This is a genomic window from Maritalea myrionectae DSM 19524 (assembly GCF_000423365.1).
Lineage (GTDB): Bacteria > Pseudomonadota > Alphaproteobacteria > Rhizobiales > Devosiaceae > Maritalea > Maritalea myrionectae.
In genome coordinates, this window is record NZ_AUHV01000006.1 from 33,631 (window position 1) to 57,133 (window position 23,503).

The following is a 23,503-nucleotide window of genomic DNA, read 5'->3' on the forward strand; positions in this document are numbered from 1 at the left end:
TTTGCGTCTGGGCGGTGCTTTGCCTATGGTGCGCGCGGCTTAAATCGTCAGGAAGTATAAAATGTCAGACAAACCGATTGCACACCGTTCGATTATGGATATCGCGGCCTATATGCCCGGCAAGTCCAAATCGCCATCTGGTCAGGCATTGGCTAAATTGTCAGCCAATGAATCACCTTTGGGCGCCAGCCCGAAAGCGATTGAGGCGTATCGTAATTATGCGACGCATTTGGCCGAATATCCTGACGGCGGAGCAACTGCCTTGCGCGAGGCAATTGGCGCGGTGCATGGGTTAGATCCTGCGCGGATTGGTGTTGGCGCGGGCTCGGATGAAATTTTGCACCTGTTGGCGCAGGCCTATGTTGGTCCGGGCGATGAAACGCTAATGTCGCAATATGGTTTTTTGGTTTATCCCATCGTCACCAATGCGGCGGGCGGCACCTGCGTGAAAGCGCCGGAAAAGGATCTTAAAGCGGATGTGGATGCGCTGCTGGATGCGGTGACTGAGAAAACAAAGATTGTGTTTTTGGCAAATCCCAACAATCCAACCGGCAGCTATCTTGGCGAAGATCAGATCGATCGATTGCATCAGGGCTTGCGACCGGACATTTTGCTAGTGTTGGACGCGGCCTATGCGGAATATGTGAATGCGCCTGACTATGAAGCGGGCATTAATCTGGTGAACCGCGCCGACAATGTGGTGATGACGCGCACCTTCTCCAAGATTGGCCTCGCAAATTTGCGGGTTGGTTGGTTTTATGGCCCGGCGCATATTTTGGATGTTTATAACCGCTTGCGGGGGCCGTTCAATGTGAACGGCATTGCGCAAGCGGCGGCCACAGCCGCAGTGCAGGATGAAGCATTTACCGCTGAGTTGAAAGCGCACAATTCCAAAATGCGGGACGAGTTGGTTGAGCGGTTGCAGTCTAATCGCTTTAAAACCTATCCCAGCCAATGCAATTTTGTGTTGACCGAATTTGGCGACGAGGCGGGTTTCACCGCAGCGGATGCCTTTAATCTATTGATGGAAAAAGGCCTGATTGTGCGCGAAATGCACTCCTATGGCCTGCCCAATTGCTTGCGCATCTCTATTGGGACTGAAGCGCAGATGAAATTGGTGATCCAAACGCTACAAGAAATGAGTGACCATGGCTGATGCTATAATGTTTGACCGTATTGCGCTGATCGGGATTGGCTTGATCGGTTCATCTATCGCGCGCGCAATTTTGCGTGCCGATCTAACCCGCGAGCTCGCAATCTCCGACGCATCGCCGCAACATTTGTCTGAGGCGGAAAAGTTGGAATTGGGGCATTCGTTCCATCATGATCCTGTTGAGGCGGTTCAAGATGCGGACCTTGTGATTCTTTGTACGCCGGTTGGCACTTACCGCACGATTGGCGAGCAGATTGCGCCAGCGCTAAAGGCTGGTGCGATTGTTTCCGATGTGGGGTCGGTGAAAGAACATGTGGTCGATACGTTGCAAGATGTGTTGCCGGCGCATGTGGATTTCATCCCTGGGCACCCGATTTCGGGCACGGAAAAATCCGGCCCGCGGCATGGTTTTGCTGAACTGTTTGACAACCGCTTTTGTATTTTGACGCCAACGGAAGATGCCAGCCAACAGGCTGTGGACCGGTTAAAGGCGTTGTGGGAGGCGATTGGCTCAGAGGTCGAGATTATGGATGCCAAGCACCATGATCTGGTGCTGGCCATCACCAGCCATGTGCCCCACTTGATCGCCTACAATATTGTGGGCACGGCGGATGATTTGGAAAGCGTGACCAAATCGGAAGTGATCAAGTTTTCTGCTGGTGGCTTTCGCGACTTTACCCGGATTGCTGCGTCAGACCCGATCATGTGGCGTGATGTGTTTTTAAACAATCGCGATGCGGTGCTTGAAATGCTTGGGCGGTTCTTGGAAGATTTGAGCATGTTGCAGCGGGCGGTGCGCGATAGCGATGGGGAAATGCTTGAGAGCCTGTTTACCCGCACCCGCAATATTCGCCGCTCAATCATTGACGCTGGTCAAGAAACAGATGCGCCTGACTTTGGTCGTCAGCATCACGCGGAAACCGACAGCGATTAACGATCTAGAATAGGGGGGGCACCAAATAGATTGGTGCCATGCCCACGCTGATCACGCCTGCATTCGCCATCACCGGAATGTTGTGTTTGCCGTCCTGATCCGGCGCGCCCACAATGGCGGCGGCCATGGGGCCAAGGGCCGACAGGTCAAATTGATCAACGATATTTTGCGAGTTGGTGCGCAAAATGCCTTGCAGCATGCCCTGGTCGGTGAGGGTAAATTCGCCTTCGGCGTTCAGCGCGATCTCTTGTACCTGGCTTTGGCCGAGCGGCACGACTTGTCCAACGGTCTCATATTTTTGGATGATCAGTTTGCCTTCCGTGGCTGCAAATTGTTGCAGCATGTCGGGGAAGATCCAATTATTGAGGTTTTGGTCAATTTCAGTGATTTCTGCTTCAATCGTCGTGTTCAGTTTTTCCACGCCCATTTGTTGGGCCTGCACGTTATTGAACTTGGCGTAAGCAAAAAACCCAGTGTCCTTTTCGGCATGTGCCAGCAAGTGTGCTTCCAGCAACTCGGCGCTGCCCACATCGACGGTGCCGATCAGCTGGTCGGACCAAATAGGTTTCACCATTTGCGCTGAGACCCGTTGAAGGTTCATTGAAAAATCAGCACGGGCGCTGGCTTCTGCAGTTTCAAACCGCAATTGCTTGTGAGCGCCGGTGAAAGCGTTTTGATAGTCGATGGGGCCCTCAATAAAGGCAAGAATGTGGGTTGGGCGATAGAACAGCGCCGTCGCTTCAATGCGTGGAATGGCGATTGTGGCATCACCAGATTGCACAGTGGCGTTGAGGCATCTGACATCAAAGCGGAAGGGAAAACCGCTCACGCTGCGGTCTGCGCAGGTAAGGCCGAGCTCAGGGTCGTCCATGGCGATTTGAATATGCTGATCAATTTGGTGCGCGATATAGAACCATGCCGCTGTGGCGGCGCCACAAACCAGAATGATTGCTGCCAGCATGATTTTAAATTTTGCCATGTTCACATCCTAATTCTTGAACAGTGAATTCGTGTGCGCCTTGTGTCAGTTCATAGAAGTTTGTACATCTCTATGATGGTTTTTCAAACAAGTGATTTGGCGATTTAATGGGAAAGTGGGTTTTCGGCTACGGCTCCCTAATCTGGCGTCCTGGCTTTGATTTTATGAATAAAGCGCCGGCTTTGTTGCGTGGCGCGCATCGGCAACTTTGCATCTATTCATTTACCCATCGCGGCACCGAGGATTGCCCGGGGCTTGTGTTTGGTTTGGATCGTGGTGGTGCCTGTCGGGGCATGGCATTCGAGGTTGACCCGCAATTTTGGGATAAAACTTACGCCTATTTGCATGCTCGGGAGCAGCAAAATGGCGTTTACCGCGAAACATTGCGTCGTGTGACCTTGGATGACGGGCGGCATGTGGATGCACTGGTTTATCTTGCGGACCCACGTCATAAACAATATGCGGGGCGCTTGGGGCTTGAGGATCAGCTTAAACTTGTGCGGCAGGGGCAGGGGCAAGCAGGGCCGAACACAGAATATGTGGTCAATACCTATGCGCACTTGGTGGAAATGGGCATTCAAGATCACGGGCTAGACGCACTTGTGAACGCGTTGAAAAAGGATTGACGGTGGTCGGCTGCCGTCAATCACAACCATCAGGTCCAAGATGTTTATGCCGCGCGGGGCAAATCATGATGTGTGTTTGTCAGGTCCCAGCTTGCAAGCGATTGTTCTGCACTATCTTCAATGTCGATAATGTAAGCGTTGTCGGCTGTGTTCACCACATCCATAAACTCGGCGCGGTTCGGTTGATCATGCACAAGGCTTTGGCCTGATCCAACCCACACAACGTCTAGGCCAGCGCGCGTGCGAACACTTAACAGGCATAATTGATCGTCGCGGATGCGGAGTTTTTCAAGTGCGGTCGGTTTTGCGGCATAGGTTTTTCCGGATCGTCCAACAAGCGATACGGAATTATGCGCAGCGTTATCGGTCATGCGATCAGAAAGATCGGATGCAAGAGATGTGGTTGGTAGGCCAAGGGAAGAGGTGTGAAGCTCTTCCGTTTCGATTCTTGTCGAATCGAATGCATAAAGTGATCCCTCAATCATAATTGCCTCACAAGTTCCCCGGCTCATTTGCGGCAGTGCGGTAAAGAACAAAACTAGAACAAGTTCCGCATTTAGTCAAATAGATTAATAGTATGGACTATATCTATGGATTGTGGCGGCAGTTTGTCAATATCTAGTAGTTATGCGGACTTGCGTGCTTCGATGCGGGCTTGGAAGGCATCAGAAATGGGCAAACTGATTCCCTTTTCCAGATCTTCAAAGATCATTTTATCGGTCTCAGTTTCGATAACACGTTGTAATTCAGCGTGAAATTCGTCTGAGCTTAGACCGGGCTGGATGGGTTTGAGATAACGGGCGCGCGCGGTGCCTGGCCAAAGCACATGTGAGTTACGCGGCCAATACAGCCCAGAAGTGAGCGCGACCGGCACCACGGGTATGTTCAACTCCGTATATAGTTTTACGACGCCCCATTTGTAATTTGGATCTGCCAACGGTGCTTTGCGGGTGCCTTCGGGATAGATGACAATCCGACAATCATGTTTGATGGCCTCTTTGGATTGCTCAATCATTTGCGGCAGAGCTTCGCGGCCTCTTTTCCGGTTTACCGAAATCGTATGAAAATTGCGTGCGGCCCAACCGAAGAAGGGAATGTCCAGCAATTGCTTTTTGGCAATAAAGGAAGGCCGCCGGCCCGTGGCGGGCAAAAGCGCAAAAATGTCCCAGTCTGACTGGTGTTTTGAGGCAATGATAAACGGCCCGTCGGGCAGGTTTTCCTCGCCTTCTATTTTGGATTTGATGCCAACAAAAAGGCGCAGAAAGAGCAGATTTGATTGATACCAGAGCCACACGATCGGGTAGCCGGAAAATTTTGGGGCCACAAGCGAATAAAGGCCCATTGGTATCGCCAGCAATGTGGTTATGCCGATAAAAAAGACGTAGAAAATCAGCGAGCGGATGGTTTGCACAATCATATTGCGGCCTATCGAATCAGAACAAAGGGGCTAAGGCGCAACCTGCGCCAAAAACCGGTGTACTGTAATGCGCGATGTGATGCTTGTCAGCCCGGCGATGATGGCCACCACGATAATGAGCCCGATAATGCCGAGCCAACCCAATGAAAACTGTCCGAACAAAAGCTCGACTTGCTCTGCATTTTGGCTGGGCAATAAATAGTTGGTGATGATCCCGGCCAGGATGAAAAAGACAAGGGCCGCTGCGCCACCCACAATGCCCCCTTGCAGGCCAATGGCGAAGAAACGCGATTGGAAGGCACCGGCAATATATCGGTCGGACGCGCCGATAAAGTGCAACACGTCCACAATTTCACGGTTTGAGGCCATGGCCCCATTTGTGGCGAAGATCACCGCCAGAATGGTGGCGGCCATAATGAGCATCAGCGCCAACAGGCCGGAGAAAACAATGGTGCCAGACATGGCGTTGAGCTTTTGTTGCCAAGGCTTATGGGAATCAATTGTGGCGTCTGGCAGCGATTGGTTCAGCTTTTCCTCCAAGCTGGCGCGGTCAAATGCGCGGGGGTCTGACAAATGCACGACGACAAGGCGAGGTAAATCGAACCCTTCCAGGTCAAACTCATCGCCCAGCCATGGGGCCAACAGCCGTTCACTGTCTTCAATCGTGAGTTCTTTGGCGCTGCCGACGCCGGGGCTATCGAGCGCCAAGCTGATGGCCGTGCGCACATTTGATGTCATCTCATCGCCTTGAACAGGCTGGAGCTGAATGGTGATTTCGCGCCCCACTTCGGACGACCATGCGACGGCCGAATTTTGCACCATATAGACGGCGCCAAATGTGACGCAGCTCAAAAAGGTCATGATGGCGACCAGTAAGGCCAAAGTGCGCCCGGCAATTGAGGAACGGGGCACGACGGAGATTTCACTGCGATTGCGGTTTAGAAATTGATCAATCATGAATGCTCACCTCGCCATCTTGCAATTGCAGTCTGGGGAAACGGAATTGATCCAGAAGGTGCAGCTCGTGTGTGGCCAAAATGATGGTGGTGCCCATCCGGTTTAACTCGACAAACAGGTGCAGCAGTCGCTCTGCCAATTCAGGATCAACATTGCCGGTGGGTTCATCTGCCAACAAAAGTTCGGGCTTGGCAATCACGGCGCGGGCGATGGCAGCGCGTTGTTTTTCGCCACCGGAAAGCAATTCTGGTCGGGCATTGATTTGGTGGCCAAGGCCCACCCAATCCAGCAATTCCTGCACATTTGAGCGGTAAGAGGCTTCGGGCTCGCCGCGCACGGCCAGGGGCAGGGCAACATTTTCAAATGTGGTGAGATGTTCCAGCAAGCGAAATTCTTGAAATACGATCCCGATATGCTGGCGCATGGCCATCATGGCTTCTTTGTCGAGCCCGGCCACATCCTTATCAAACATGGTGAGTTTGCCAGAGGTGGGCCGTAACGATAGCAACAATAGCCGCAGCAAAGAGGTTTTGCCGGCGCCGGAGGGGCCTGTCAGAAAATGGAAGGATCCGGGGTCAATTTTGAAATTGAGATTTCTTAGGATCTCTGGACCTGTGCCGTAATGCAGACCCACATTATCAAATTCGATCACTGGCAACTCCCGAATCACTCATTCGCATTCATTTTAGCAGTGATGAAGCATTGTTTGGGCGAAAGCTAGCCCGGTTTTTTCGGAGTGTTAAGATTCTGCAGTTTAAGATGGGGCTCGCATGTTGGAAGAAGTGTCCCCGAGTAGCAATGATTATTGTATGTCCAAATTGTAACGCCGAATATGAGGTGGCCGATCAGGCGATTGGTGAGACTGGCCGGGTGGTACAGTGTGCGAAGTGCGCCGAATCCTGGCGCGCCATGCAGACACCTCCAGCGCCCAAAAGGCCCCTGGTACGCGAAGTTGAATTGGCAGATGATTCGGACGATTTTGCCCGGTTGCTTGATGATGCGATGCAGGAGGAGGGGCTGGCCCCCATCAAACGCACCGAGAAGACACAAAAAGGGGATGCGGCGGAAAATGACCCGCAAAGCGCCGTTAATGTCAATAGCGATCTCGACGAGACGGCGATGGATCGCGAGCTTGAGGAATTGGACGCGAGTGGGGGCAAATCTAAGTCCAAAGGTGATGCCGGAGGCAATGCGGATAAGTCCGATGAATCCTCCTTTGGTTATGGTGAAGATAGTGCAATAGAATCAGCATCTTATGCAACAAGACGCCGGACGCGAATCGACCGTATGAAGCGGGCGCGGCGGGTGGCCAAGCGGCACCGGGATATTGCGCGCGGATTGCCGATGGCGCGCACACGTCGACTGATCACCACAAGCTGTTTAGCCCTGAGTGCAGCCATTCTTTTGGGGCTCTTTTCTTTCCGGGTTGAAGTGGTTCGCCTTTATCCGGAAATGGCCAGCCTGTATAGGCTTTTTGGCACAAATGTGAATGTTGTTGGACTTGATTTCGCAAATGTGCGTACAATCCGGTCATGGAAAGACGGGCATGAAGTCTTAAATGTAACAGGCGACATCCAAAATGTGACCAGCAAGATTGCGTATTTACCTCCTATTAGGGTGGCGCTGGTTAGAGATGACAAAACAGTCATTTACGAATGGAACATGACGCCGGGCGTATCCGTCTTAGAGGCTGGTGGATCGTTTGAGTTTTCAACTCAATTGCTTTCCCCACCCAATGATGTGCGACGTGTAAAGCTATCGTTTCTAGATTGGCAATCGACGAGTTCAAATGCCTCTAACTAGAAATACAACTGGGACGTGGGTAAGGAGTATTGGGTAATGGCACGGATTTTGTTGGCGGAAGATGATCCGAGTGTACGTGGGTTTGTGGCCCGGGCGCTTGAGATGGATGGTCATGCTGTGCTGGCTACTGAGGATGGCGGCCTTGCGGCTGAGGCGATGCTCGAACATGAAGGCAATTTTGACCTGTTGCTCTCAGATATCAAAATGCCAGTGATGGACGGGATTGCGCTCGCCTTGCGTGTGGCAGATCAATTTCCAGATGTAACCATTTTGCTGATGACTGGCTTTGCTGATCAACGCGAACGGGCGCATGGGCTCGATGCATTGGTGCACGATGTGGTGCCAAAACCCTTCACGCTGGCCGATATTCGGGCAAAGGTGAAGGAAGCGCTTGATGGCCGTGAAGCCGAAACGATCACGCTGGCGCAGCAGCTAGAAGCGTAAATCATTTTTGGTATTTGGCGGATGGACGTTCCAGCACGGGATTTTTACGTGCATTTACCGCTTAAGTTGAAAGGCCCCACAGTGCGGGGCCAATTTTTTTAAAGCCAATCCGGGACGGAATCCTGGCCAATCAGATCCTCATGGGTTTGGCGGGGGCGGATGATATGGAACTGATCACCATCCACCATCACTTCGGCACATAGGGGCCGCGTGTTGTAGGTGCCTGACATGACGGCACCATAGGCGCCCGCGCTCATCACCGCGAGCAGATCGCCTTCTTCCACATGCGGCAGATGGCGGCCCTTGGCGATATAGTCGCCTGTTTCGCACACCGGCCCGACGACATCGCCCATGCGTTCTTGCAGTTTGGCGTCTTCCTTCACCGGTTGCACCGTATGATAGCTTTCATAAAGCGTTGGACGCAGCAGATCGTTCATGCCGGCATCGACTATTACAAATTGCCGTTCGGCGCCTTCTTTCACATATTCCACCTTGGTGATGAAAATGCCCGCATTGCCCGCGACCATGCGGCCCGGCTCCAGCACGATTTCACAATCCAGATGGTTTAGATTTTTGCGCACGATCTGGGCGTAGGCCATAGGCTCTGGCGGCACTTGATTGGAATTATCGTAAGGAATGCCCAGGCCGCCCCCAACATCGATATGCTCGATTTTGTGGCCAGCGTTGCCCAGCTTCTCGACGAGTTCTGCCATCAGTTTGAACGCATTGTCGAATGGTTCCAGATCGGTGATTTGCGAGCCGATATGCATATCGATGCCGACAGCCTTCAAATGATCGCATTCGGCGATGGTTTGATAGACTTCATTGGCGCGTTCAAACGGGATGCCGAACTTGTTTTCCGCTTTGCCGGTTGAGATTTTTGCATGGGTTTTGGCGTCTACATTGGGGTTGATGCGCACGGAGACCGGTGCGATTTTACCCAGCGATTTTGCCACCTCATTGATGCGCAGCAGTTCTGGTTCGCTCTCGGCGTTAAAGCATTTGATGCCCATATTGAGCGCATAAGCGATTTCTTCGTGGTTTTTGGCGACGCCGGAAAAGACAATTTTGTCCGAAGGAATGCCTGCACGCTCGGCGCGCATTAGCTCGCCAAGGGAGACCACGTCAGCGCCCGCGCAAAGACTTGCCACCAATTTTAAAATGGCCTGATTGGAATTGGCTTTCACCGCATAGGCGACAAGGGTAGGGCGGTCGGCAAAGGCCTCCTGCATCACTTTGATATGGCGGGTGAACGTCGCACGGGAATAAAGATAGAAAGGCGTGCCCACTTCTGACGCAATGTCAGCGATGGCCACATCTTCGGCATAAAGTTCGCCGTGGCGATATTGAAAATGGTGCACCATAATTTGCCCTTATGCGCTGGTGAGACGGTCGCGCCAAACGGCGGCGGCGGCTTTAACATTGGCAGGTGATGTGCCGCCGAACGAGGTGCGGCTTTTCACCGAATCCTGCACGGTCAACACTTTGAACACCCGGGCGTCGATGCGCTCGTCGATTTCTTTAAAATCTTCAATCGTGAGGCCTGCCAAGTCGCAGCCTTTTTCTTCCGCCCGCGCCACGGCTGAGCCAGTGATATGGTGGGCATCGCGAAACGGCACATTGGCCTCGCGCACCAACCAGTCGGCCAAATCGGTGGCCGTGGCAAAGCCAGCGCCCGCGGCGTTGCTCATGGCGTCCTTGTTTACTTTCAAATCCTTGATCATGCCCGTCATTGCAGCCAAGGCGAGGGACAGGCTGTCAAACGCATCAAAGGTGACTTCCTTGTCCTCTTGCATATCTTTGGAATAGGCGAGCGGTAGACCTTTCATCACGGTCATCAGCGACACCAACGCGCCAGAGATGCGGCCAATTTTGGCGCGGATCAGTTCGGCTGCGTCCGGGTTGCGCTTTTGCGGCATGATGGAAGAGCCTGTTGAGAATTTATCGGACAAGCGAACAAAGCCGAACTGGGCAGTGGACCAGATCACCAATTCTTCCGATAGACGCGAAAGGTGCATGGCGCACAGGCTTGCCGCGCTTAAGGATTCCAGCACAAAGTCACGGTCTGACACAGCGTCCAGAGAATTGGCGGTGGGGCGATCAAAGCCCAGGGCTTTGGCCGTCATGTCGCGATCAATGGGGAACGAGGTGCCCGCCAGTGCGGCACAGCCCAAGGGGCTTTCGTTGAGGCGTTTGCGCGAATCCTGGAAGCGGCCGACATCGCGGCCTAACATTTCCACATAGGCCATCATATGATGACCGAACGTCACTGGTTGGGCGCTTTGCAAATGGGTGAAGCCGGGCATCACGCTATCTGCATGTTCTTCGGCGCGCTCGACCATGGCCAGCTGCAAGGTTTGGATTTGGGTCACAAAAGTGTCGAGGCAATCGCGCACATAGAGTTTAAAATCTGTCGCGACCTGGTCGTTGCGAGAGCGGGCTGTGTGTAGGCGACCAGCGGGTTCGCCGATGATTTCTTTCAGCCGCGCTTCCACATTCATATGAATATCTTCAAGTGCGCGCGAAAAAGTGAACGTACCTGCGGCAATTTCGTCACTTACCTGATCTAGACCAGATAGGATTGCATCTTTATCTTCTTGAGTAAGGATGCCGACGCTGGCCAACATTTCCGCATGGGCTTTTGAGCCTGCAATATCTTGGGTGTGGAAGCGCTTGTCATAGTCGATGGAGGCGTTAATTTCTTCCATGATCGCATCTGGACCGGTGGCAAAACGGCCACCCCACATTTTGTTGCTCATTGTACCCTCTTTTAGGAGAACTCATGTCCTCTCAACCATCAAATCCAAACGGCAATGATCGCGATAATGGTGCCAAACCTGTGCGCAAAAAGGGCATTGGTATCGGCGCAATCACTGCAATTGTCGTAGCTATAGCGGTCGGTGTGTGGGTTAGCAATGGGAACAAGGGCGGAAATGGTACGGCTGTCGCCAATTCGTGCGACGCAAATCCTGAGGTGCAGACGGCGCTGGATGAAAAGGCAATTGGCGATTTGGCTGCTGTGCAGGTCACGGCCAAAGGCGCGCGTTATGATGAAATCAGCTTTATTCATGAAAATGGTGATGAGGTTGGCTTCAGCGCCTTTGAGGGCAATGTGACGTTGGTCAATTTCTGGGCCACCTGGTGCGCGCCGTGCCGGGCCGAGATGCCGGAGCTGGAAGCGTTGCAAGTGGATTATGGCGATAAGGGGTTCACCGTCGCCACCATCAATCTCGATATTGGCGATGATGGCCTAGCTAAAGCGCAAAAGTTTATGGAAGAGGAAAATCTCAGCCAATTACCACTGCATCGCGACCCGACATTCGACGCGTTTGAAGTGTTGAAAAAGCGCGGTGTGGCGTTGGGCTTGCCCGCCACACTGATCTTGGGGCCGGATGGCTGCGAATGGGGCGTTTTGGCCGGACCAGCCGCCTGGCATGGCGATGATGCGAAGGCGTTCGTCGAGACGGCGCTTGAACTTGCCGATAAAAGTTAGGCGCTAAATCTGTTTGATCACACGTGCTGGATTGCCGACGGCCAAGCTGTCGGCAGGCACATCTTTGGTGACAACCGCCCCCGCGCCGATGACTGCACGATCACCGATGGTGACGTTGGGCAAGATGATGGCGCCTGCGCCGATCCAGCAGCCATTGCCGATTTTGATGGGGCCGGCCAAATTGACGAAATTCATCCGCTCGGGCTCATCTTCAAAAGGATAAACCATGCGCTCGCTAGCCTTGATCGGATGTCCGGCCGCCATGATTTGCACATTGGGAGCAATCAACACATCGTCGCCAATGGTGACGCCGCCGCCGTCCAAAATCGAGCAATTGGTGTTGATAAAGACCTTGCTGCCGATTTTCGCGAGTTCGCCGAAGTCGATGTAAAAGGGGGGCTCAATCCACACCGGATCACCGATTTCGCCAAAGATGGGGCGCAAATGATCCATGCGAGTTTCATCGTCGGGGTGAGCAAAATTGAACGCATGGCAGGCGCGGCGGGCGCGGGCGGCAATTTCGAGTAATTCGGGATCGCCGGACAGGGTTGGTTCCCCGGCAAGCATACGTTCTTTATCGGAGCGGGTCATAAAAAGCCGTAGGTTTTAAATTGGTTTTATTCGCCAATTTTTTACGGGGCTTTTGATGATTTGGCTAGTCAGAAATTAGGCAGATTTGTCGACGATGGTGCCTGTGCCCGGGGCGGGCATGGCCTTGGCGTTTGCCAAGCCTTGATCCAGCATGTTGATCATGGCTTTTTGCATGTCGTTTGCCGCTTTCACCATGAGCATTTGCGCTTGTTCCTGGCGCTGAGCTGATTGTTGGGCGACGACCTGTGTCACCAATGACATATTCATCTGAAGTGCCTTCCTAGCTTTTCAGTCGCCGCTATTGTCGCAAGTCAGGCTTAACAGGAACTTAACACCGCCCCAAATCCGGCTATTGACAAATCAAATCCTTTCTATAACTATATGGTTATGGAACAAGTTGGTTATGAAATGGGTGCGCAGAATTTGGATGCCGTTTTTGCGGCATTGGCGGACCCGACGCGGCGCGCAATGCTTACACGGTTGGCCGAAGGGGAAGCCTCGGTTGGGGAGTTGGCTGCGCCTTTTAAAATTAGTCAGCCTGCGATTTCAAAACATTTGAAAGTTTTGGAAAAAGCAGGGTTGGTTGAGCGGGCCATTGACGAGCAGCGGCGCCCGGCACGCTTGAAGGCGGAGCCGATGGCTGAGGCCGTGGAATGGATGAATTATTTTAAACGGTTTTGGGGAGACAGTTTTGATCAGCTTGATGAGCTGCTGGTGAAGCTTCAAGCCGAACCAAAGGGAGGGCAGGATGAGTAACCCAGCAGAATATGTATTTGAAAGAGAGTTCGACGCGCCAAGATCATTGGTGTGGAAGGCGTGGACCAATCCGGAATTATTGGCCCACTGGTATGGACCCAATATCGAAACGAAAATTCATCACTTTGACCTCAAGCCCGGCGGTGAATGGCGCAATGAGATGGTGATGGGCGATAAGTCCGATCATTCGGTGATGAAATTCCAAGAGGTGGCGCCCGAGGAAAAGATCGTTTGGCATCATTGTTCGGCGGATAAGGATTGGAATATTGTGTCCAACCCGATGATGCCCAATTGGCCAAAAGTGCTGCACACCACGGTAACCTTTGAAGAGGCGGGTGGTAAAACCAAAGTGACTTTGGTGCAGGTGCCAATGGATGCGACGCCAGAGGAAAACGAGACCTTCGCCAAAATGATGCGCGGCATGGATAATGGTTGGGGCTCAGGTTACAAAATCATCGACCAAATTTTGGACGAGTTGCAAAACGGCTAAATTCAGTCTGGTCGTTATCATGAATGTAAGGCGCGCTTCGGTGCGCCTTTTTTATTTCGGCAGAAGCAGGTTTCATTCTTCTTAGGTGCATCGGCATTGTTGGGCACCTCTGACAGCGCTCAAAAAACCACTTGCCAAAATAAGGCGTTTCTATTATGACTGACTCGTCAGTTATTATAGAAAGTGTGAAACATGCGTATAGATTGGGAACCACCGGCACCTCGAGATGGGCTTTCAGGCAGCTGGGATAAATTTGTTGGCCCCGGTGCCACCAATGCTGAAGAAGTGGTGCAACTTGGGTTGGGCGCGGTCATCGCTGTTGCGCTTGTGGCATTGTTTTGGCAGGGCGCCACGCCAGACACTACAATTTGGCAGTGGGCATTTGTGGTGGTGTTGGCACTCGACATTGGCGGCGGCATCGTCACCAACGCCACATCTGCGGCGAAGCGCTGGTATCATCGCGCGGGGCATGGCAAGCGACAACATTTCTTGTTTATTTGTGCGCACATGCTGCATTTGGGGCTGGCCGCGTGGTTGTTTGCTGACGATCCGGTCGCGTTCTTTGGCATCGCGGCAGGTGCCTTGGTGTTGGGCACCTTGATCATTCTGTTCACCCCGCTCTATTTGCAACGTCCCGTGGCCTTTGGTGTGGCGACTTTGTTTATTCTGTTGTCATTTGTGCCGCTTTTGGCGCTGCCCAATTTGAATTGGTTGTTGCCCTTATTGGCACTCAAATTGTTGCTGGGTCATTTGGTCAAAGAAGCGCCTTTTCAGCCGGAGCGGTAAATGTCGATTGAAATTCAAAAATGGTCGGGCAACCGACGGCAGGAATTGGCCCGCTTTCTCGCGCGGGCCTTCGCCCAAGACGCGGCGATGCGCGCAATGGTCAATGCCAATGATGACAATGCGGTTGGGCGGATGACAAAATGGTTCGACTTGACCTTAAAGCATTGGCCGGTTTCACAAGTGTTGGTTGCAGTGAAGGATGGCGAGTTGGTTGGCAGCAATATTGTCAGCTTCGGCAACAAGCCGCCGGATTGGCAATTTTTGCTGATATGGTTCGCTCAACAATGCATTGCATTTGGCCCAAGCGTGCCGCTCAACGTGATGCGCCATGAGCAAAAGCGGCTTGAGACCTATAGCGCACATGCTGATCTGGTGATTGAGTTTGTGGCGGTTGATGAAAATGTGCGCGGCCAGGGATTGGCCCGCCGCTTGTTCGACGCCGCTTATGATCAGGTTCATCGGCCGGCAAGCGTGGCGCTGGAAACTGGTAACCCGCAAAATGTGGCGATTTATCATCATATGGGGTATCAGGTGGTTGCACGCTATGAGGATGATGGCGTTGAATATGTTGTGATGACCAAATCGCTTGATGAGGAAGATTGATGCCCCGCCCGAATATGAGTGCAAAACGGATTCCCCAAATACTGGATGCTGCCATGTTGGTGTTCGCGCGGAATGGGTTACAGTCTGCTCGGCTGGAAGAGGTGGCGCTGGCCGCTGGTGTGAGCAAGGCGACCATCTATCTCTATTTCAAAAGCAAGGATGATTTGATCGCGGCGCTGATGAAACGGTTCTTTGAACAGAATATGGATGTGTTGCAGCATTTACGGCTGACCAAGGGAGATTTTCGAACAATTCTGACCGACTGGGTGGACCAGACCGAAGAAATGCTGAGCGAAAATCAAATCTTTGTCGCCATCGGGTTGGAGTTTTATTCCTATGCTGGCCGTAATGAGGCGGCGCGGAAAATGGTCCATGGCTTTTTTGTCGAGTTTCGGTGCATTCTCACCGAAATGATTGAGCAGGCATTGTCCACCCGCGGGCAATCCACTGCCCCGGCGTCGGATATTGCCTTTGGCCTGATGTCGTTGTTTGAGGGCTCCAATGTATTGGGGGCCTTGTTCAATTGGGATACGAAAATGTATCGGCAGGTCCAAACCAATATGGGGTATTTGCTGGATGGGGCCGGGCTTTAGCGCCTAGCTTTGAAATAGGCGCACTTCCGGCCGTTTGAACAACAGCACCAGCAGCATGCCGGCGATGACGCCGCCAATATGCGCCCACCACGCCACCGCGCTTGTTTGTGGCAAAATCACATAAAAGATTTGCATGGCGATCCAAGCGCCCAGCACCCAAAGCGCAGGAATGGGTAAAGGCAGCGGAATGATGATCCGCGCCAACACATATACGCGCACTTTGGGGTAGAGCAGGATGTAAGCCCCGATGACCCCGGCCACGGCGCCGGATGCCCCGACCAAGGGCGACAAATCGTCTTGATAAACGAAATAGTGCAGCGCGCCGCCGCCTGCCGCACACAAAAGATAAAACAGCAAATAGCGGAAATGCCCTAGGGCATCTTCAATATTGTCGCCAAAGACCCACAAAAACAGCATGTTCGATAAGAGGTGCAGCCAGTCGCCGTGCAGAAATGCGTAGGTGACGAAGGTGAACTCATCGGGAATAAACGGGATTTGGTCGATGCGAGCGTCGGACAACCAATAGGGCACCATGCCAAAGGTGGCGATCACATAATTTTCTGCATTTACTGGCAATAGATATTGGATGGTGAACAGAAATGTGGTCAGCAAAATCAGGGCGTAATTGACATAGGGTTTGATGACGAAGCGTTTGGGGTTTTGGTCATAAAGGGGCAAAAACATAAACGCTTCGCTTTTTTTTTGGCGTGGATTAGCGGTGCTTTCCCGGTGTCCACAAAATATCAGATTTGCCATTATCATTGGCGATGCGCGACAACACAAATAATAAATCTGAGAGCCGATTGAGATATTTAATCGCCTGCGCGTTCACATCAGCTTCTTGTGCTTTTAGCTCGGTGGCGTCGCGCTCGGCACGGCGCACCACAGTGCGGGCCAAATGCAAATGTGCTGCCAAAGCCGACCCGCCAGGCAGCGTGAAGCTTTTGATGGGCTCCAGATGTTCATTGAACTCGTCAATTGTTTCTTCAAGCCAAATGGTCTGGCTTTCAATAATGCGCAGCGGCTCAAAGCCGAGATCCTCCCCCGTATCCGGTGTGGCCAGATCGGAGCCCAAATCGAATAAATCATTTTGAACGCGCAGCAATACGGCATCAATTTTTTCATGATCCTTGCAGTTTAGCCGCACCAGCCCAAGGGTTGAGTTGGCCTCATCCACGGTGCCATAGGCGGCGACGCGCAGATCATATTTTGGGCGGCGGGGGCCAACCACAAGTCCAGTCGTGCCATCATCGCCAGTTTTGGTGTAAATCTTGTTGAGCTTGACCATGTCTGCCTCCTATTTGGGTGCAAAGAAGAACGCGGCGATAAACAAAAGCAGCAGCGCTACGGCTTGGGCAATCACCCGCGCGCGCATCAGCTTTTGGCTGAGATTCGGGTTGCCGCCGCGGAACATATTAATCAGGCCAGCGCCAAGAATGAGGGCGACCACGGCGATGGCCGCGAAAATGAGATAGTTGAGTGCTTGATCCATAAGACAACTTTTTCTTTAACTGATTTGGGCGTCAGTATAGGGGATAAGTGCCTCCGCCAATAGGTCATAAATGACGCGGATGCGCTTTGCGCGGTGCACATCCTTGTGGGCGGCGAGCCACATTTCCATGGGCGGAATTTTGAGCTGAGGCACCAAACGCACCATGCCCGGGGTCGAATCAATCAAGCTGGCCTGGGCGAATGAAATGCCCAATCCTTGCATGGCCATTTGCCAGATGGCAGTCTGGCTGTCGGTGCGGATGGCAAAATCTTCCCGCTTTAGATCAAAGCCGATCATGCGGGCCACTTTGATGATGTCTTCCTGCCGATCGAGCCCCAGCAATTCATGGCCAAACAATTCGTCCGGCGTGGTGGGGGTGCCATGGTGATCGAGATAGGATTGGTGGGCGCAGGCGCATAGCGGCACCATGCCAATCTTTTTCGCCACCACATCCAACTGGCTGGGGCGAAACATGCGGATGGCGATATCGGCCTCGCGCAACAAAAGATTTTCTGCTGAATCGGAGGGCACCATTTCCAATTGAATTGTCGGATAGGTTTGGCGCGCCTTTTTCAAAATGCCGGGCAAGATGTGATGGGATAATATTTGCGAGGCGGTGATGCGCACCGTGCCATCCAGCAATTGGGTGCTGCCGCTGGCCATGAGCTGCGCTTCGGCGAGTGATGATTTGGCGCTGCGCACAGTGTTGACCATTTGATGCGCGAGTTGGGTGGGGTTTAAGCCGCGTCCCGTACGGTCGAACAAAACCACATTGAGGTTGGTTTCCAATTCTTCAATATGGCGGCCAATGGTGGGTTGCGACGCGCCCAGCTTTCGCGCCGCGGCGGAAAGCGAACCTTCTTCCATCACGGCGAGAAAAGATCGCCACAAAAACCAATCCGGTTCGATTGTATGGGTATTCATATTTGAATATCTCAAATGCAGTTTCAGTCAATTTTCATTTGAATATGAATATACCATCTTAGGTCCATCAGCAATGAAGGGATCAAGATCATGACAGACAACAGCAATCAAACAGTCGCAATTTTGGGCATTAATGGCCGGATTGGCCAGTTCGCCGCCAAAGCCTTTATCGATGCGGGATGGCAGGTGAAAGGGTTTGGTCGCGCCAATCGGGCGCCATTTCAAGGATTTGAATTTGTCGAAGGCGACGCCTTCAATCTAAAAGATATGCAGCGTGCTGTGGAAGGCGCCGATGTGGTCGTGCATGCGCTCAACCTGCCTTACGATAAGTGGGCTGATGATGAGAAAGGTGCTGTGCAACTCAATCGCGTGGTGCTTGAGGCGATGAAGGGCAGTGGCAAAACACTCCTGTTTGCAGGCAATATCTATAATTATGGCGCCAAAGATCACAAGCTGACGCCAGACTTGCCGCAGCGTCCGGCCACGGACAAAGGCGAAATTCGGGTGCAGATGGAGCAGGAAATGGTCGACGCTGGTCGCGCGCATAATTTTCAAGTGCTGATCATTCGCGCCAGTGATTTCTTTGGGCCGGATGCGACAGGCAGTTGGTTTGATTTGGCGATTGGGCGTGAGTTTAACAAAGGCAAAATCACCCGCATTTGCGATGGCAAAACCTTGCACAGTTGGGCCTATTTGCCAGATTTGGGGCGGGTGTTTGAGAAGATTGCGGGGCATCGCGACCAGCTTGGCGCCTATGAGAATTTCCATTTCGCCGGCTATCGGGTGACGGGTGATCAATTGATCGCCACCATTCAGGCAGCGCTGCCCACCAGCTTTAAAGTGGTGCAACTGCCGTGGTGGGTGTTCAACACCATGGCCTTGTTCAATCCAATGATGCGCGAGATCGTGAAGATGCGTTATTTGTGGCAGGAGCCTCATCAGTTGGTGGACCCGAAACTCGACGAAATTTTAGGGCCAAATTTCGGCACGCCGTTTGAGCGGGCTGTGGCCGAAACCACTTATAGTCTTTTGCCGGAGAGTGAGTTGGCCAAACTTAAGATCAAGTTGGCGGCCTAACACGTGGCCTCAATCCATTCCAATGGCGGCGCGCACTTGTTGTGCGCTCCAGCCTTGCTGGCGCAGCTCTTTCAGGCTTTGCGCCTTTTTTGATTTTGACAATTTTTCCGCCGCTTCGTCGCGAATCAAATCATGATGGTGATAAAGCGGCTCAGGCAAATCCAAGACTATTTGCAACACACGGTGAATAGCCGTTGCGAAATAGAGGTCTTTACCACGCGTCACATGGCTGATGTGTTGAACAGCATCGTCCAGCACAACGCTGAGATGATAAGATGTGGGTGTATCCTTGCGCACCAAAATCACATCGCCCCATGCCAAAGGGTCGGCATTGATCGTATGGATGGTTTTGAGGTCGGTTTCCATTTCCATCCAGATGGGCGTGCCGGTTTGCGCCAGTGCTTTTTGCATATTCAACCGGTAGCTATGGGGCATGTTTTTTGCCAGCTTGTCGCTGATCTCATCCGCCGATAATTGCCTGCAGGTGCCGGGATAGATCGGCGCGCCATCCGGGTCGGTACGTGCGTCGGCGTTTTCCCGAATTTGCTTGCGGCTGCAAAAGCATGGATAGAGCAACCCGCGTTGCTTCAGTGTTTCGGCGGCGGTGCGGTAGCGGTCAAAATTGTCCGATTGCCTTGTGGCTTCGCCGTCATGTTCAAAACCAATCCAGTCCAAATCATCCAGCATTTGTTGCAGCAGTTCTGGGGTGCAGCGCGCCTGATCAATATCTTCAATGCGCAGCAATGTGCGGCCCCCCAATTGATGGGCGATCCGGTTGGTCAGCAGCGCAGAGAAAGCATGGCCCAAATGCAAATGCCCATTCGGGCTGGGCGCGAAGCGCAATACGGGTTGTGTTTTTGTTGTCATAGAGCAAAGCTGTGTTGAACAATATCTTTGTCTAGCACGGACCCATGCCATGCATAAAGAACGATTGAAAAGCCGAGAAGTTTTGGACGCGCATTTAAAGGGGCTGGCGCAATGTGACCCTCGGTTGGAGCCGGTGATTGCCCAGTGCGAAGAGGTACCATTGCGCGAGTCGGCGGATGGGTTTGAAGGAATGGCCAAAATTGTGGTGGGGCAACAAGTGTCCGTCGCGGCGGCGTCTGCCATTTGGGGACGGTTCGCTGGGCTGATGGATAATGTGTGTGCTGCCGAGTTTTTGGCCCATCCGGAGGAAGTGGTGCGCGGGGCGGGCTTATCCGCCAGCAAGTTCCGCACCCTTTGTGGTGTGGCCGAGGCAGAGCAGTCGGGTGCATTACAATTCGACCAGTTGGTGCATTTGCCCCCGGACGAAGCCATTGACCAACTCACCCAGCTTAAAGGCATTGGGCCATGGACGGCAGAAATCTATTTGCTGTTTTGTTTGGGGCATCCAGATATTTTCCCCGCGGGCGATCTGGCCTTGCAAAAAATGGTGGGGCATATAAACGGGCTGGAAGATGTGCCAAAAGAAAAAGAAACGCGGGCGCTGACCGAAATCTGGTCGCCCTATCGCGGCGCAGCCTCACGATTGATGTGGCGCTATTTTGCCGTGCTGAAAGATAAAGAAGGAATTGTTTTATGAGTTCTTCCCACCAATTGAACGGCCCGACCCTTGCGCCCTCGAATGGCGAAAAGGCGAAAAAACTTGTGATTTTGCTGCATGGCTATGGATCGGATGGGCAAGACTTGATCGGATTGGGCCAATATTGGACTAAAGATTTTCCGCATGTGGGGTTCTTCTCGCCCAATGCACCGCATCAGTGCGGCATGAACCCCATGGGCTATGAATGGTTTCCTTTGGCGGTGGAGCGGATCGGGAATAAGAACACCGATTATCGGGGCGGTGCGGAAAGCGCCTATCCGGCCATTCGCGATTTTGTATTGGCGCGCACGGAAGAGGCGGGCTTGGAGCTGGGTGATGTACTGCTGGGCGGCTTTTCCCAAGGGGCGATGATGGCGCTTTATACCGGGTTGCGGTTTGAAACACCGTTGGCAGGTATTTTAGGGTTCTCCGGCAAAATGATCGATCTCGACCAGGCTGGTGAAGTCATTAAATCGAAGCCCCCTGTTTGCTTGGTGCATGGGGAAATGGACGAGGTGGTGCCGCTGGCGGGCAGCATTGATGCCGCTGCGGCGCTGGAAGCGCAAGGTCTTGATGTGCGTCTCAAGCAATGTCCTGGCACGGGCCATGGGATTTCAATGGACGGGCTTGAGTTTGCGGCAGCTTTCTTAAGCCAGCACTTGGGCAAGGGCGCCTAATTGGCTGTGACGCGCCAGCGCCGATTTTGCAAAAATGGAACAAACGCTTCACATAACTGACATGTTCAGCCTACAATAGTTAATACAAGTTAACTGAGTGATTCCATTTTAAGGAGGAAGGCGTGACCTTGCATGTGTCACCCGAATCTCTTCCGGCGCTGGTACTCAATGCTGATTATCGGCCCCTGAGTTATTATCCACTATCCTTGTGGTCGTGGCAGGACGCGATTAAGGCCGTGTGCCTTGAGCGGGTTAACATTGTTTCTGAATATGATCGGGTGGTCAAAAGCCCCAGCTTTGAGATGCAATTGCCCAGCGTGGTTAGCCTCAAATCCTATGTGAAGCCCACGGGAAACCCGGCGTTCACGCGCTTTAACGTGTTTTTGCGTGACCATTTTGAATGCCAATATTGCCACTCCCGAGATGATTTGACCTTTGATCATTTGATCCCGCGGTCGCGCGGCGGGCGCACCACGTGGGAAAATGTGGTCACGGCCTGTTCGCCTTGCAATTTGCGCAAAGCCAACAAGATGCCGAAAGACATCAATATGTGGCCAACGCAAATGCCCTATCGGCCCTCGACCTATGATTTGCAGGCCAATGGCCGCAAATTTCCACCCAACCATTTGCATGAAAGTTGGATGGATTATCTTTATTGGGATATTGAGCTGGAGCCGTAATATCGGCCCCTTTGCTCCGTGCTGTGGCTGTCGCGTTTAAGCGATTTTTTGCACGCTCTTTTTGGTTGCCAGCGCAAAGATGGCAGCAATCACCAATGAAACGATCGTGTTCATGCCGGCAAAGCTGAGGCCGAAAAAGCGCACGCTGGCGCGATCGCAGGGCACCACGCGCGATCCGTCAATATTGCTCAACTGATCGAGGCTAATGCCGTCGCCCATGCCACTACAGGTGTTGGGCCCGGGCCAAAAGCCCCATTCTACCCCAGCATGATATCCGGCTTGATAGGTGCTCCACAAAAAGATCAGCAACATGGCGGAGACCAAAGTGGTCACCATGATTTTGGACAATTTGCTCCAAAAGATCAGGGCCAGCAGCAAAATGGGAATGGCGATATAATAGGGGTTGCGTTGCGCATAGCACAATTCGCACGGCTGATAATTCATCACATATTGGAAGAAATAGACGCTGAGGATGGTCAACACCGAAAGACCAAAGCCAATAATGGTCAGGCTCTTCACGCTCAAATTATCAAAGTTCATCTCGTCCCCCATCAAAACATAAACTTCACGGCCACGAAGCCGCCTACCAGCAGGGCGCAGCCTAAAAAGAACATCAGCCCCAAGCGCTTCTCAATGAATTCCTTAATCGGTGGACCAAAGAAGTAGAGAAGCCCAGCGACGATGAAAAAGCGCAGGCCGCGCGCCACTATGGATGACAGGATAAATATGGGCAGATTAAGGCCAGTGGCCCCAGAGGCGATGGTGATCACCTTGTAAGGGAAGGGGGTGAGCCCGAACACAAAAACGATCAGCAAGCCCCATTCATTAAAGGCCTCCTGGAATTGTTCAAATTTGTGCCAATAGCCATAAAACTCGAGGATGGGTTGGGCCACAGCTTCCAGCAAAAAGGCCCCAATCAAATAGCCGAACAAGCCGCCAACAACCGATGTAATGGTGCAAATAAGGGCAAAACGCCAAGCGCTTTCGCGTTTGGAAAGCACCATGGGGATCAACATAATGTCTGGCGGAATCGGAAAGAATGAGCTTTCTGCAAACGAGATGGCGCCCAGCGCTTTGGGGGCATCCTTTGACGCGCCCAGCGCCAAAACCCAGTCATAAAGTTTTCTAATCACAAGCATTTCCCAAAAATTTATCCCGCAAACCCGGGTAAAATGAGGGTTTAGATGTAAACAGTTTCAAATTAGTGTCAATCAGTGATTGACGGGGGCGAAACTTTACGATATTTCGCATCTCCATCACCTTAGTGCGGGTGTGGCGGAACTGGTAGACGCGCGGGATTCAAAATCCCGTTCCTTCGGGAGTGGGGGTTCGATTCCCTCCACCCGCACCAAATATTTTCTTGATGATCTTCCCAAAAAATCTAGTGACCGAAATGTCTGTGGCCATTGTCGCAGCCTTAATTGTGCTGTTTGAAATTTGGCCCTTCGCAAATCTGTTGCCTCC

Annotated in this window: 31 protein-coding genes and 1 tRNA gene; 16 read left to right on the plus strand and 16 right to left on the minus strand. The window is 52.5% G+C overall.

Features of this window, described 5'->3' with window-relative positions; translation table 11 throughout:
* Positions 1 to 61: 61 nt before the first annotated feature.
* Together hisC and G549_RS0116785 are read left to right on the plus strand one after the other, a co-directional pair.
* Positions 62 to 1,156, plus strand: a complete 1,095-nt coding sequence (gene hisC / locus G549_RS0116780; protein ID WP_027835994.1) for a histidinol-phosphate transaminase — start codon at positions 62 to 64, stop codon at positions 1,154 to 1,156.
* A complete protein-coding gene (locus G549_RS0116785; RefSeq protein WP_027835995.1) occupies positions 1,149 to 2,087 on the plus strand; it encodes a prephenate/arogenate dehydrogenase family protein in 939 nt (312 codons plus the stop codon). Before hisC ends, G549_RS0116785 begins: the two co-directional genes overlap by 8 nt.
* Positions 2,088 to 2,091: 4 nt before the next feature.
* On the opposite strand, the gene G549_RS0116790 is transcribed toward G549_RS0116785, so the two are convergent.
* Entirely contained in the window at positions 2,092 to 3,066 is a 975-nt protein-coding gene (locus G549_RS0116790) for a DUF2125 domain-containing protein (protein WP_027835996.1), read from the minus strand.
* Positions 3,067 to 3,173: 107 nt separating this feature from the next.
* Here G549_RS0116790 and G549_RS20830 point away from each other — a divergent pair, with 107 nt between their 5' ends.
* Positions 3,174 to 3,692, plus strand: coding sequence for a gamma-glutamylcyclotransferase (locus G549_RS20830; protein ID WP_036223391.1), 519 nt, complete (start codon positions 3,174 to 3,176; stop codon positions 3,690 to 3,692).
* A 44-nt stretch (positions 3,693 to 3,736) separates the two neighbouring features.
* Here G549_RS20830 and G549_RS0116800 read toward each other — a convergent pair whose 3' ends face one another.
* From G549_RS0116800 to ftsE, 4 genes are all read right to left on the minus strand, one after another.
* On the minus strand, positions 3,737 to 4,063 hold the full coding sequence (locus G549_RS0116800; protein ID WP_169449673.1) for a hypothetical protein: 327 nt from the start codon (positions 4,061 to 4,063) through the stop codon (positions 3,737 to 3,739).
* A gap of 254 nt (positions 4,064 to 4,317) precedes the next feature.
* A complete protein-coding gene (locus G549_RS0116805) occupies positions 4,318 to 5,109 on the minus strand; it encodes a lysophospholipid acyltransferase family protein (RefSeq protein WP_027835998.1) in 792 nt (263 codons plus the stop codon).
* A gap of 30 nt (positions 5,110 to 5,139) precedes the next feature.
* Positions 5,140 to 6,066 carry a cell division protein FtsX gene (locus G549_RS20835; protein WP_117394836.1) on the minus strand — a complete coding sequence of 309 codons (927 nt, stop codon included), beginning with the start codon at positions 6,064 to 6,066 and terminating at the stop codon, positions 5,140 to 5,142.
* A complete protein-coding gene (gene ftsE / locus G549_RS0116815; protein ID WP_245985786.1) occupies positions 6,059 to 6,718 on the minus strand; it encodes a cell division ATP-binding protein FtsE in 660 nt (219 codons plus the stop codon). Before ftsE ends, G549_RS20835 begins: the two co-directional genes overlap by 8 nt.
* A gap of 146 nt (positions 6,719 to 6,864) precedes the next feature.
* Here ftsE and G549_RS0116820 point away from each other — a divergent pair, with 146 nt between their 5' ends.
* On the plus strand, positions 6,865 to 7,869 hold the full coding sequence (locus tag G549_RS0116820) for a zinc-ribbon domain-containing protein (RefSeq protein ID WP_027836000.1): 1,005 nt from the start codon (positions 6,865 to 6,867) through the stop codon (positions 7,867 to 7,869).
* 36 nt (positions 7,870 to 7,905) lie between these two features.
* Entirely contained in the window at positions 7,906 to 8,313 is a 408-nt protein-coding gene (locus tag G549_RS0116825) for a response regulator (protein WP_027836001.1), read from the plus strand.
* Positions 8,314 to 8,411: 98 nt separating this feature from the next.
* Here G549_RS0116825 and lysA read toward each other — a convergent pair whose 3' ends face one another.
* Together lysA and argH are read right to left on the minus strand one after the other, a co-directional pair.
* Positions 8,412 to 9,674, minus strand: a complete 1,263-nt coding sequence (lysA, locus tag G549_RS0116835) for a diaminopimelate decarboxylase (RefSeq protein WP_027836002.1) — start codon at positions 9,672 to 9,674, stop codon at positions 8,412 to 8,414.
* 12 nt (positions 9,675 to 9,686) lie between these two features.
* A complete protein-coding gene (gene argH / locus G549_RS0116840; RefSeq protein WP_027836003.1) occupies positions 9,687 to 11,072 on the minus strand; it encodes an argininosuccinate lyase in 1,386 nt (461 codons plus the stop codon).
* Positions 11,073 to 11,095: 23 nt separating this feature from the next.
* Here argH and G549_RS0116845 point away from each other — a divergent pair, with 23 nt between their 5' ends.
* Positions 11,096 to 11,806, plus strand: a complete 711-nt coding sequence (locus tag G549_RS0116845) for a TlpA family protein disulfide reductase (protein WP_051214050.1) — start codon at positions 11,096 to 11,098, stop codon at positions 11,804 to 11,806.
* Positions 11,807 to 11,809: 3 nt separating this feature from the next.
* On the opposite strand, the gene G549_RS0116850 is transcribed toward G549_RS0116845, so the two are convergent.
* Entirely contained in the window at positions 11,810 to 12,397 is a 588-nt protein-coding gene (locus G549_RS0116850; RefSeq protein WP_027836005.1) for a sugar O-acetyltransferase, read from the minus strand.
* Positions 12,398 to 12,472: 75 nt separating this feature from the next.
* Complete coding sequence (locus tag G549_RS0116855) at positions 12,473 to 12,664, minus strand: hypothetical protein (protein WP_036223394.1); 192 nt, start codon at positions 12,662 to 12,664, stop codon at positions 12,473 to 12,475.
* A gap of 120 nt (positions 12,665 to 12,784) precedes the next feature.
* On the opposite strand from G549_RS0116855, the gene G549_RS0116860 reads away from it, so the two are divergent.
* The 5 genes from G549_RS0116860 (at position 12,785) to G549_RS21565 (ending at position 15,625) form a co-directional block, all read left to right on the plus strand.
* The gene (locus tag G549_RS0116860) at positions 12,785 to 13,153 is read left to right on the plus strand and encodes an ArsR/SmtB family transcription factor (protein ID WP_027836007.1); all 369 of its coding nucleotides are present in this window, start codon (positions 12,785 to 12,787) and stop codon (positions 13,151 to 13,153) included.
* A complete protein-coding gene (locus tag G549_RS0116865) occupies positions 13,146 to 13,643 on the plus strand; it encodes an SRPBCC family protein (protein ID WP_027836008.1) in 498 nt (165 codons plus the stop codon). The genes G549_RS0116860 and G549_RS0116865 overlap by 8 nt, the downstream gene beginning before the upstream one ends.
* A 192-nt stretch (positions 13,644 to 13,835) precedes the next feature.
* The gene (locus tag G549_RS0116870; RefSeq protein ID WP_027836009.1) at positions 13,836 to 14,429 is read left to right on the plus strand and encodes a hypothetical protein; all 594 of its coding nucleotides are present in this window, start codon (positions 13,836 to 13,838) and stop codon (positions 14,427 to 14,429) included.
* Complete coding sequence (locus G549_RS21560) at positions 14,430 to 15,032, plus strand: GNAT family N-acetyltransferase (RefSeq protein WP_051214053.1); 603 nt, start codon at positions 14,430 to 14,432, stop codon at positions 15,030 to 15,032. It begins immediately after the preceding gene.
* Between the two features lie 14 nt (positions 15,033 to 15,046).
* Entirely contained in the window at positions 15,047 to 15,625 is a 579-nt protein-coding gene (locus G549_RS21565; protein ID WP_169449674.1) for a TetR/AcrR family transcriptional regulator, read from the plus strand.
* 3 nt (positions 15,626 to 15,628) lie between these two features.
* Here G549_RS21565 and G549_RS0116885 read toward each other — a convergent pair whose 3' ends face one another.
* From G549_RS0116885 to G549_RS0116900, 4 genes are read right to left on the minus strand one after another with little or no spacing between them, the layout of a single operon-like run.
* Entirely contained in the window at positions 15,629 to 16,309 is a 681-nt protein-coding gene (locus G549_RS0116885; protein ID WP_027836011.1) for a rhomboid family intramembrane serine protease, read from the minus strand.
* A gap of 28 nt (positions 16,310 to 16,337) precedes the next feature.
* A complete protein-coding gene (locus tag G549_RS0116890) occupies positions 16,338 to 16,913 on the minus strand; it encodes a cob(I)yrinic acid a,c-diamide adenosyltransferase (protein ID WP_027836012.1) in 576 nt (191 codons plus the stop codon).
* 9 nt (positions 16,914 to 16,922) lie between these two features.
* The gene (locus tag G549_RS0116895) at positions 16,923 to 17,117 is read right to left on the minus strand and encodes a twin transmembrane helix small protein (protein ID WP_027836013.1); all 195 of its coding nucleotides are present in this window, start codon (positions 17,115 to 17,117) and stop codon (positions 16,923 to 16,925) included.
* A 15-nt stretch (positions 17,118 to 17,132) separates the two neighbouring features.
* Complete coding sequence (locus tag G549_RS0116900; protein WP_027836014.1) at positions 17,133 to 18,041, minus strand: LysR family transcriptional regulator; 909 nt, start codon at positions 18,039 to 18,041, stop codon at positions 17,133 to 17,135.
* A 90-nt stretch (positions 18,042 to 18,131) separates the two neighbouring features.
* Between G549_RS0116900 and G549_RS21570 the strand changes: the two genes are divergently transcribed.
* Entirely contained in the window at positions 18,132 to 19,118 is a 987-nt protein-coding gene (locus tag G549_RS21570; RefSeq protein WP_051214055.1) for an NAD-dependent epimerase/dehydratase family protein, read from the plus strand.
* Positions 19,119 to 19,127: 9 nt separating this feature from the next.
* On the opposite strand, the gene gluQRS is transcribed toward G549_RS21570, so the two are convergent.
* Entirely contained in the window at positions 19,128 to 19,985 is an 858-nt protein-coding gene (gene gluQRS, locus G549_RS0116910) for a tRNA glutamyl-Q(34) synthetase GluQRS (RefSeq protein ID WP_027836015.1), read from the minus strand.
* Positions 19,986 to 20,034: 49 nt separating this feature from the next.
* Between gluQRS and G549_RS0116915 the strand changes: the two genes are divergently transcribed.
* From G549_RS0116915 to G549_RS0116925, 3 genes are all read left to right on the plus strand, one after another.
* Complete coding sequence (locus G549_RS0116915; RefSeq protein WP_027836016.1) at positions 20,035 to 20,682, plus strand: DNA-3-methyladenine glycosylase family protein; 648 nt, start codon at positions 20,035 to 20,037, stop codon at positions 20,680 to 20,682.
* Entirely contained in the window at positions 20,679 to 21,359 is a 681-nt protein-coding gene (locus tag G549_RS0116920; RefSeq protein WP_027836017.1) for an alpha/beta hydrolase, read from the plus strand. The genes G549_RS0116915 and G549_RS0116920 overlap by 4 nt, the downstream gene beginning before the upstream one ends.
* 122 nt (positions 21,360 to 21,481) lie before the next feature.
* Complete coding sequence (locus G549_RS0116925) at positions 21,482 to 22,039, plus strand: HNH endonuclease (RefSeq protein WP_027836018.1); 558 nt, start codon at positions 21,482 to 21,484, stop codon at positions 22,037 to 22,039.
* Between the two features lie 36 nt (positions 22,040 to 22,075).
* Here G549_RS0116925 and G549_RS20855 read toward each other — a convergent pair whose 3' ends face one another.
* Both G549_RS20855 and G549_RS0116935 read right to left on the minus strand, forming a co-directional pair.
* Positions 22,076 to 22,579: a disulfide bond formation protein B gene (locus tag G549_RS20855; RefSeq protein WP_051214057.1), complete on the minus strand. Its 504-nt coding sequence runs from the start codon at positions 22,577 to 22,579 to the stop codon at positions 22,076 to 22,078.
* Between the two features lie 11 nt (positions 22,580 to 22,590).
* Positions 22,591 to 23,172: a YqaA family protein gene (locus tag G549_RS0116935; protein ID WP_027836019.1), complete on the minus strand. Its 582-nt coding sequence runs from the start codon at positions 23,170 to 23,172 to the stop codon at positions 22,591 to 22,593.
* Between the two features lie 133 nt (positions 23,173 to 23,305).
* Here G549_RS0116935 and G549_RS0116940 point away from each other — a divergent pair.
* Positions 23,306 to 23,390 (plus strand) — tRNA-Leu (locus G549_RS0116940).
* Positions 23,391 to 23,503: the final 113 nt, after the last annotated feature.

Bases quoted from the DNA above. Each gene is read 5' to 3' on its own strand.
- hisC (WP_027835994.1), top strand. From the start codon at position 62: ATGTCAGACAAACCGATTGCACACCGTTCGATTATGGATATCGCGGCC.
- G549_RS0116785 (WP_027835995.1), top strand. From the start codon at position 1,149: ATGGCTGATGCTATAATGTTTGACCGTATTGCGCTGATCGGGATTGGC.
- G549_RS0116790 (WP_027835996.1), bottom strand. From the start codon at position 3,066: ATGGCAAAATTTAAAATCATGCTGGCAGCAATCATTCTGGTTTGTGGC.
- G549_RS20830 (WP_036223391.1), top strand. From the start codon at position 3,174: ATGGGAAAGTGGGTTTTCGGCTACGGCTCCCTAATCTGGCGTCCTGGC.
- G549_RS0116800 (WP_169449673.1), bottom strand. From the start codon at position 4,063: ATGACCGATAACGCTGCGCATAATTCCGTATCGCTTGTTGGACGATCC.
- G549_RS0116805 (WP_027835998.1), bottom strand. From the start codon at position 5,109: ATGATTGTGCAAACCATCCGCTCGCTGATTTTCTACGTCTTTTTTATC.
- G549_RS20835 (WP_117394836.1), bottom strand. From the start codon at position 6,066: ATGATTGATCAATTTCTAAACCGCAATCGCAGTGAAATCTCCGTCGTG.
- G549_RS0116820 (WP_027836000.1), top strand. From the start codon at position 6,865: ATGATTATTGTATGTCCAAATTGTAACGCCGAATATGAGGTGGCCGAT.
- G549_RS0116825 (WP_027836001.1), top strand. From the start codon at position 7,906: ATGGCACGGATTTTGTTGGCGGAAGATGATCCGAGTGTACGTGGGTTT.
- argH (WP_027836003.1), bottom strand. From the start codon at position 11,072: ATGAGCAACAAAATGTGGGGTGGCCGTTTTGCCACCGGTCCAGATGCG.
- G549_RS0116845 (WP_051214050.1), top strand. From the start codon at position 11,096: ATGTCCTCTCAACCATCAAATCCAAACGGCAATGATCGCGATAATGGT.
- G549_RS0116850 (WP_027836005.1), bottom strand. From the start codon at position 12,397: ATGACCCGCTCCGATAAAGAACGTATGCTTGCCGGGGAACCAACCCTG.
- G549_RS0116855 (WP_036223394.1), bottom strand. From the start codon at position 12,664: ATGAATATGTCATTGGTGACACAGGTCGTCGCCCAACAATCAGCTCAG.
- G549_RS0116860 (WP_027836007.1), top strand. From the start codon at position 12,785: ATGGAACAAGTTGGTTATGAAATGGGTGCGCAGAATTTGGATGCCGTT.
- G549_RS0116865 (WP_027836008.1), top strand. From the start codon at position 13,146: ATGAGTAACCCAGCAGAATATGTATTTGAAAGAGAGTTCGACGCGCCA.
- G549_RS0116870 (WP_027836009.1), top strand. From the start codon at position 13,836: ATGCGTATAGATTGGGAACCACCGGCACCTCGAGATGGGCTTTCAGGC.
- G549_RS21560 (WP_051214053.1), top strand. From the start codon at position 14,430: ATGTCGATTGAAATTCAAAAATGGTCGGGCAACCGACGGCAGGAATTG.
- G549_RS21565 (WP_169449674.1), top strand. From the start codon at position 15,047: ATGAGTGCAAAACGGATTCCCCAAATACTGGATGCTGCCATGTTGGTG.
- G549_RS0116885 (WP_027836011.1), bottom strand. From the start codon at position 16,309: ATGTTTTTGCCCCTTTATGACCAAAACCCCAAACGCTTCGTCATCAAA.
- G549_RS0116890 (WP_027836012.1), bottom strand. From the start codon at position 16,913: ATGGTCAAGCTCAACAAGATTTACACCAAAACTGGCGATGATGGCACG.
- G549_RS0116895 (WP_027836013.1), bottom strand. From the start codon at position 17,117: ATGGATCAAGCACTCAACTATCTCATTTTCGCGGCCATCGCCGTGGTC.
- G549_RS0116900 (WP_027836014.1), bottom strand. From the start codon at position 18,041: ATGAATACCCATACAATCGAACCGGATTGGTTTTTGTGGCGATCTTTT.
- G549_RS21570 (WP_051214055.1), top strand. From the start codon at position 18,132: ATGACAGACAACAGCAATCAAACAGTCGCAATTTTGGGCATTAATGGC.
- gluQRS (WP_027836015.1), bottom strand. From the start codon at position 19,985: ATGACAACAAAAACACAACCCGTATTGCGCTTCGCGCCCAGCCCGAAT.
- G549_RS0116915 (WP_027836016.1), top strand. From the start codon at position 20,035: ATGCATAAAGAACGATTGAAAAGCCGAGAAGTTTTGGACGCGCATTTA.
- G549_RS0116920 (WP_027836017.1), top strand. From the start codon at position 20,679: ATGAGTTCTTCCCACCAATTGAACGGCCCGACCCTTGCGCCCTCGAAT.
- G549_RS20855 (WP_051214057.1), bottom strand. From the start codon at position 22,579: ATGAACTTTGATAATTTGAGCGTGAAGAGCCTGACCATTATTGGCTTT.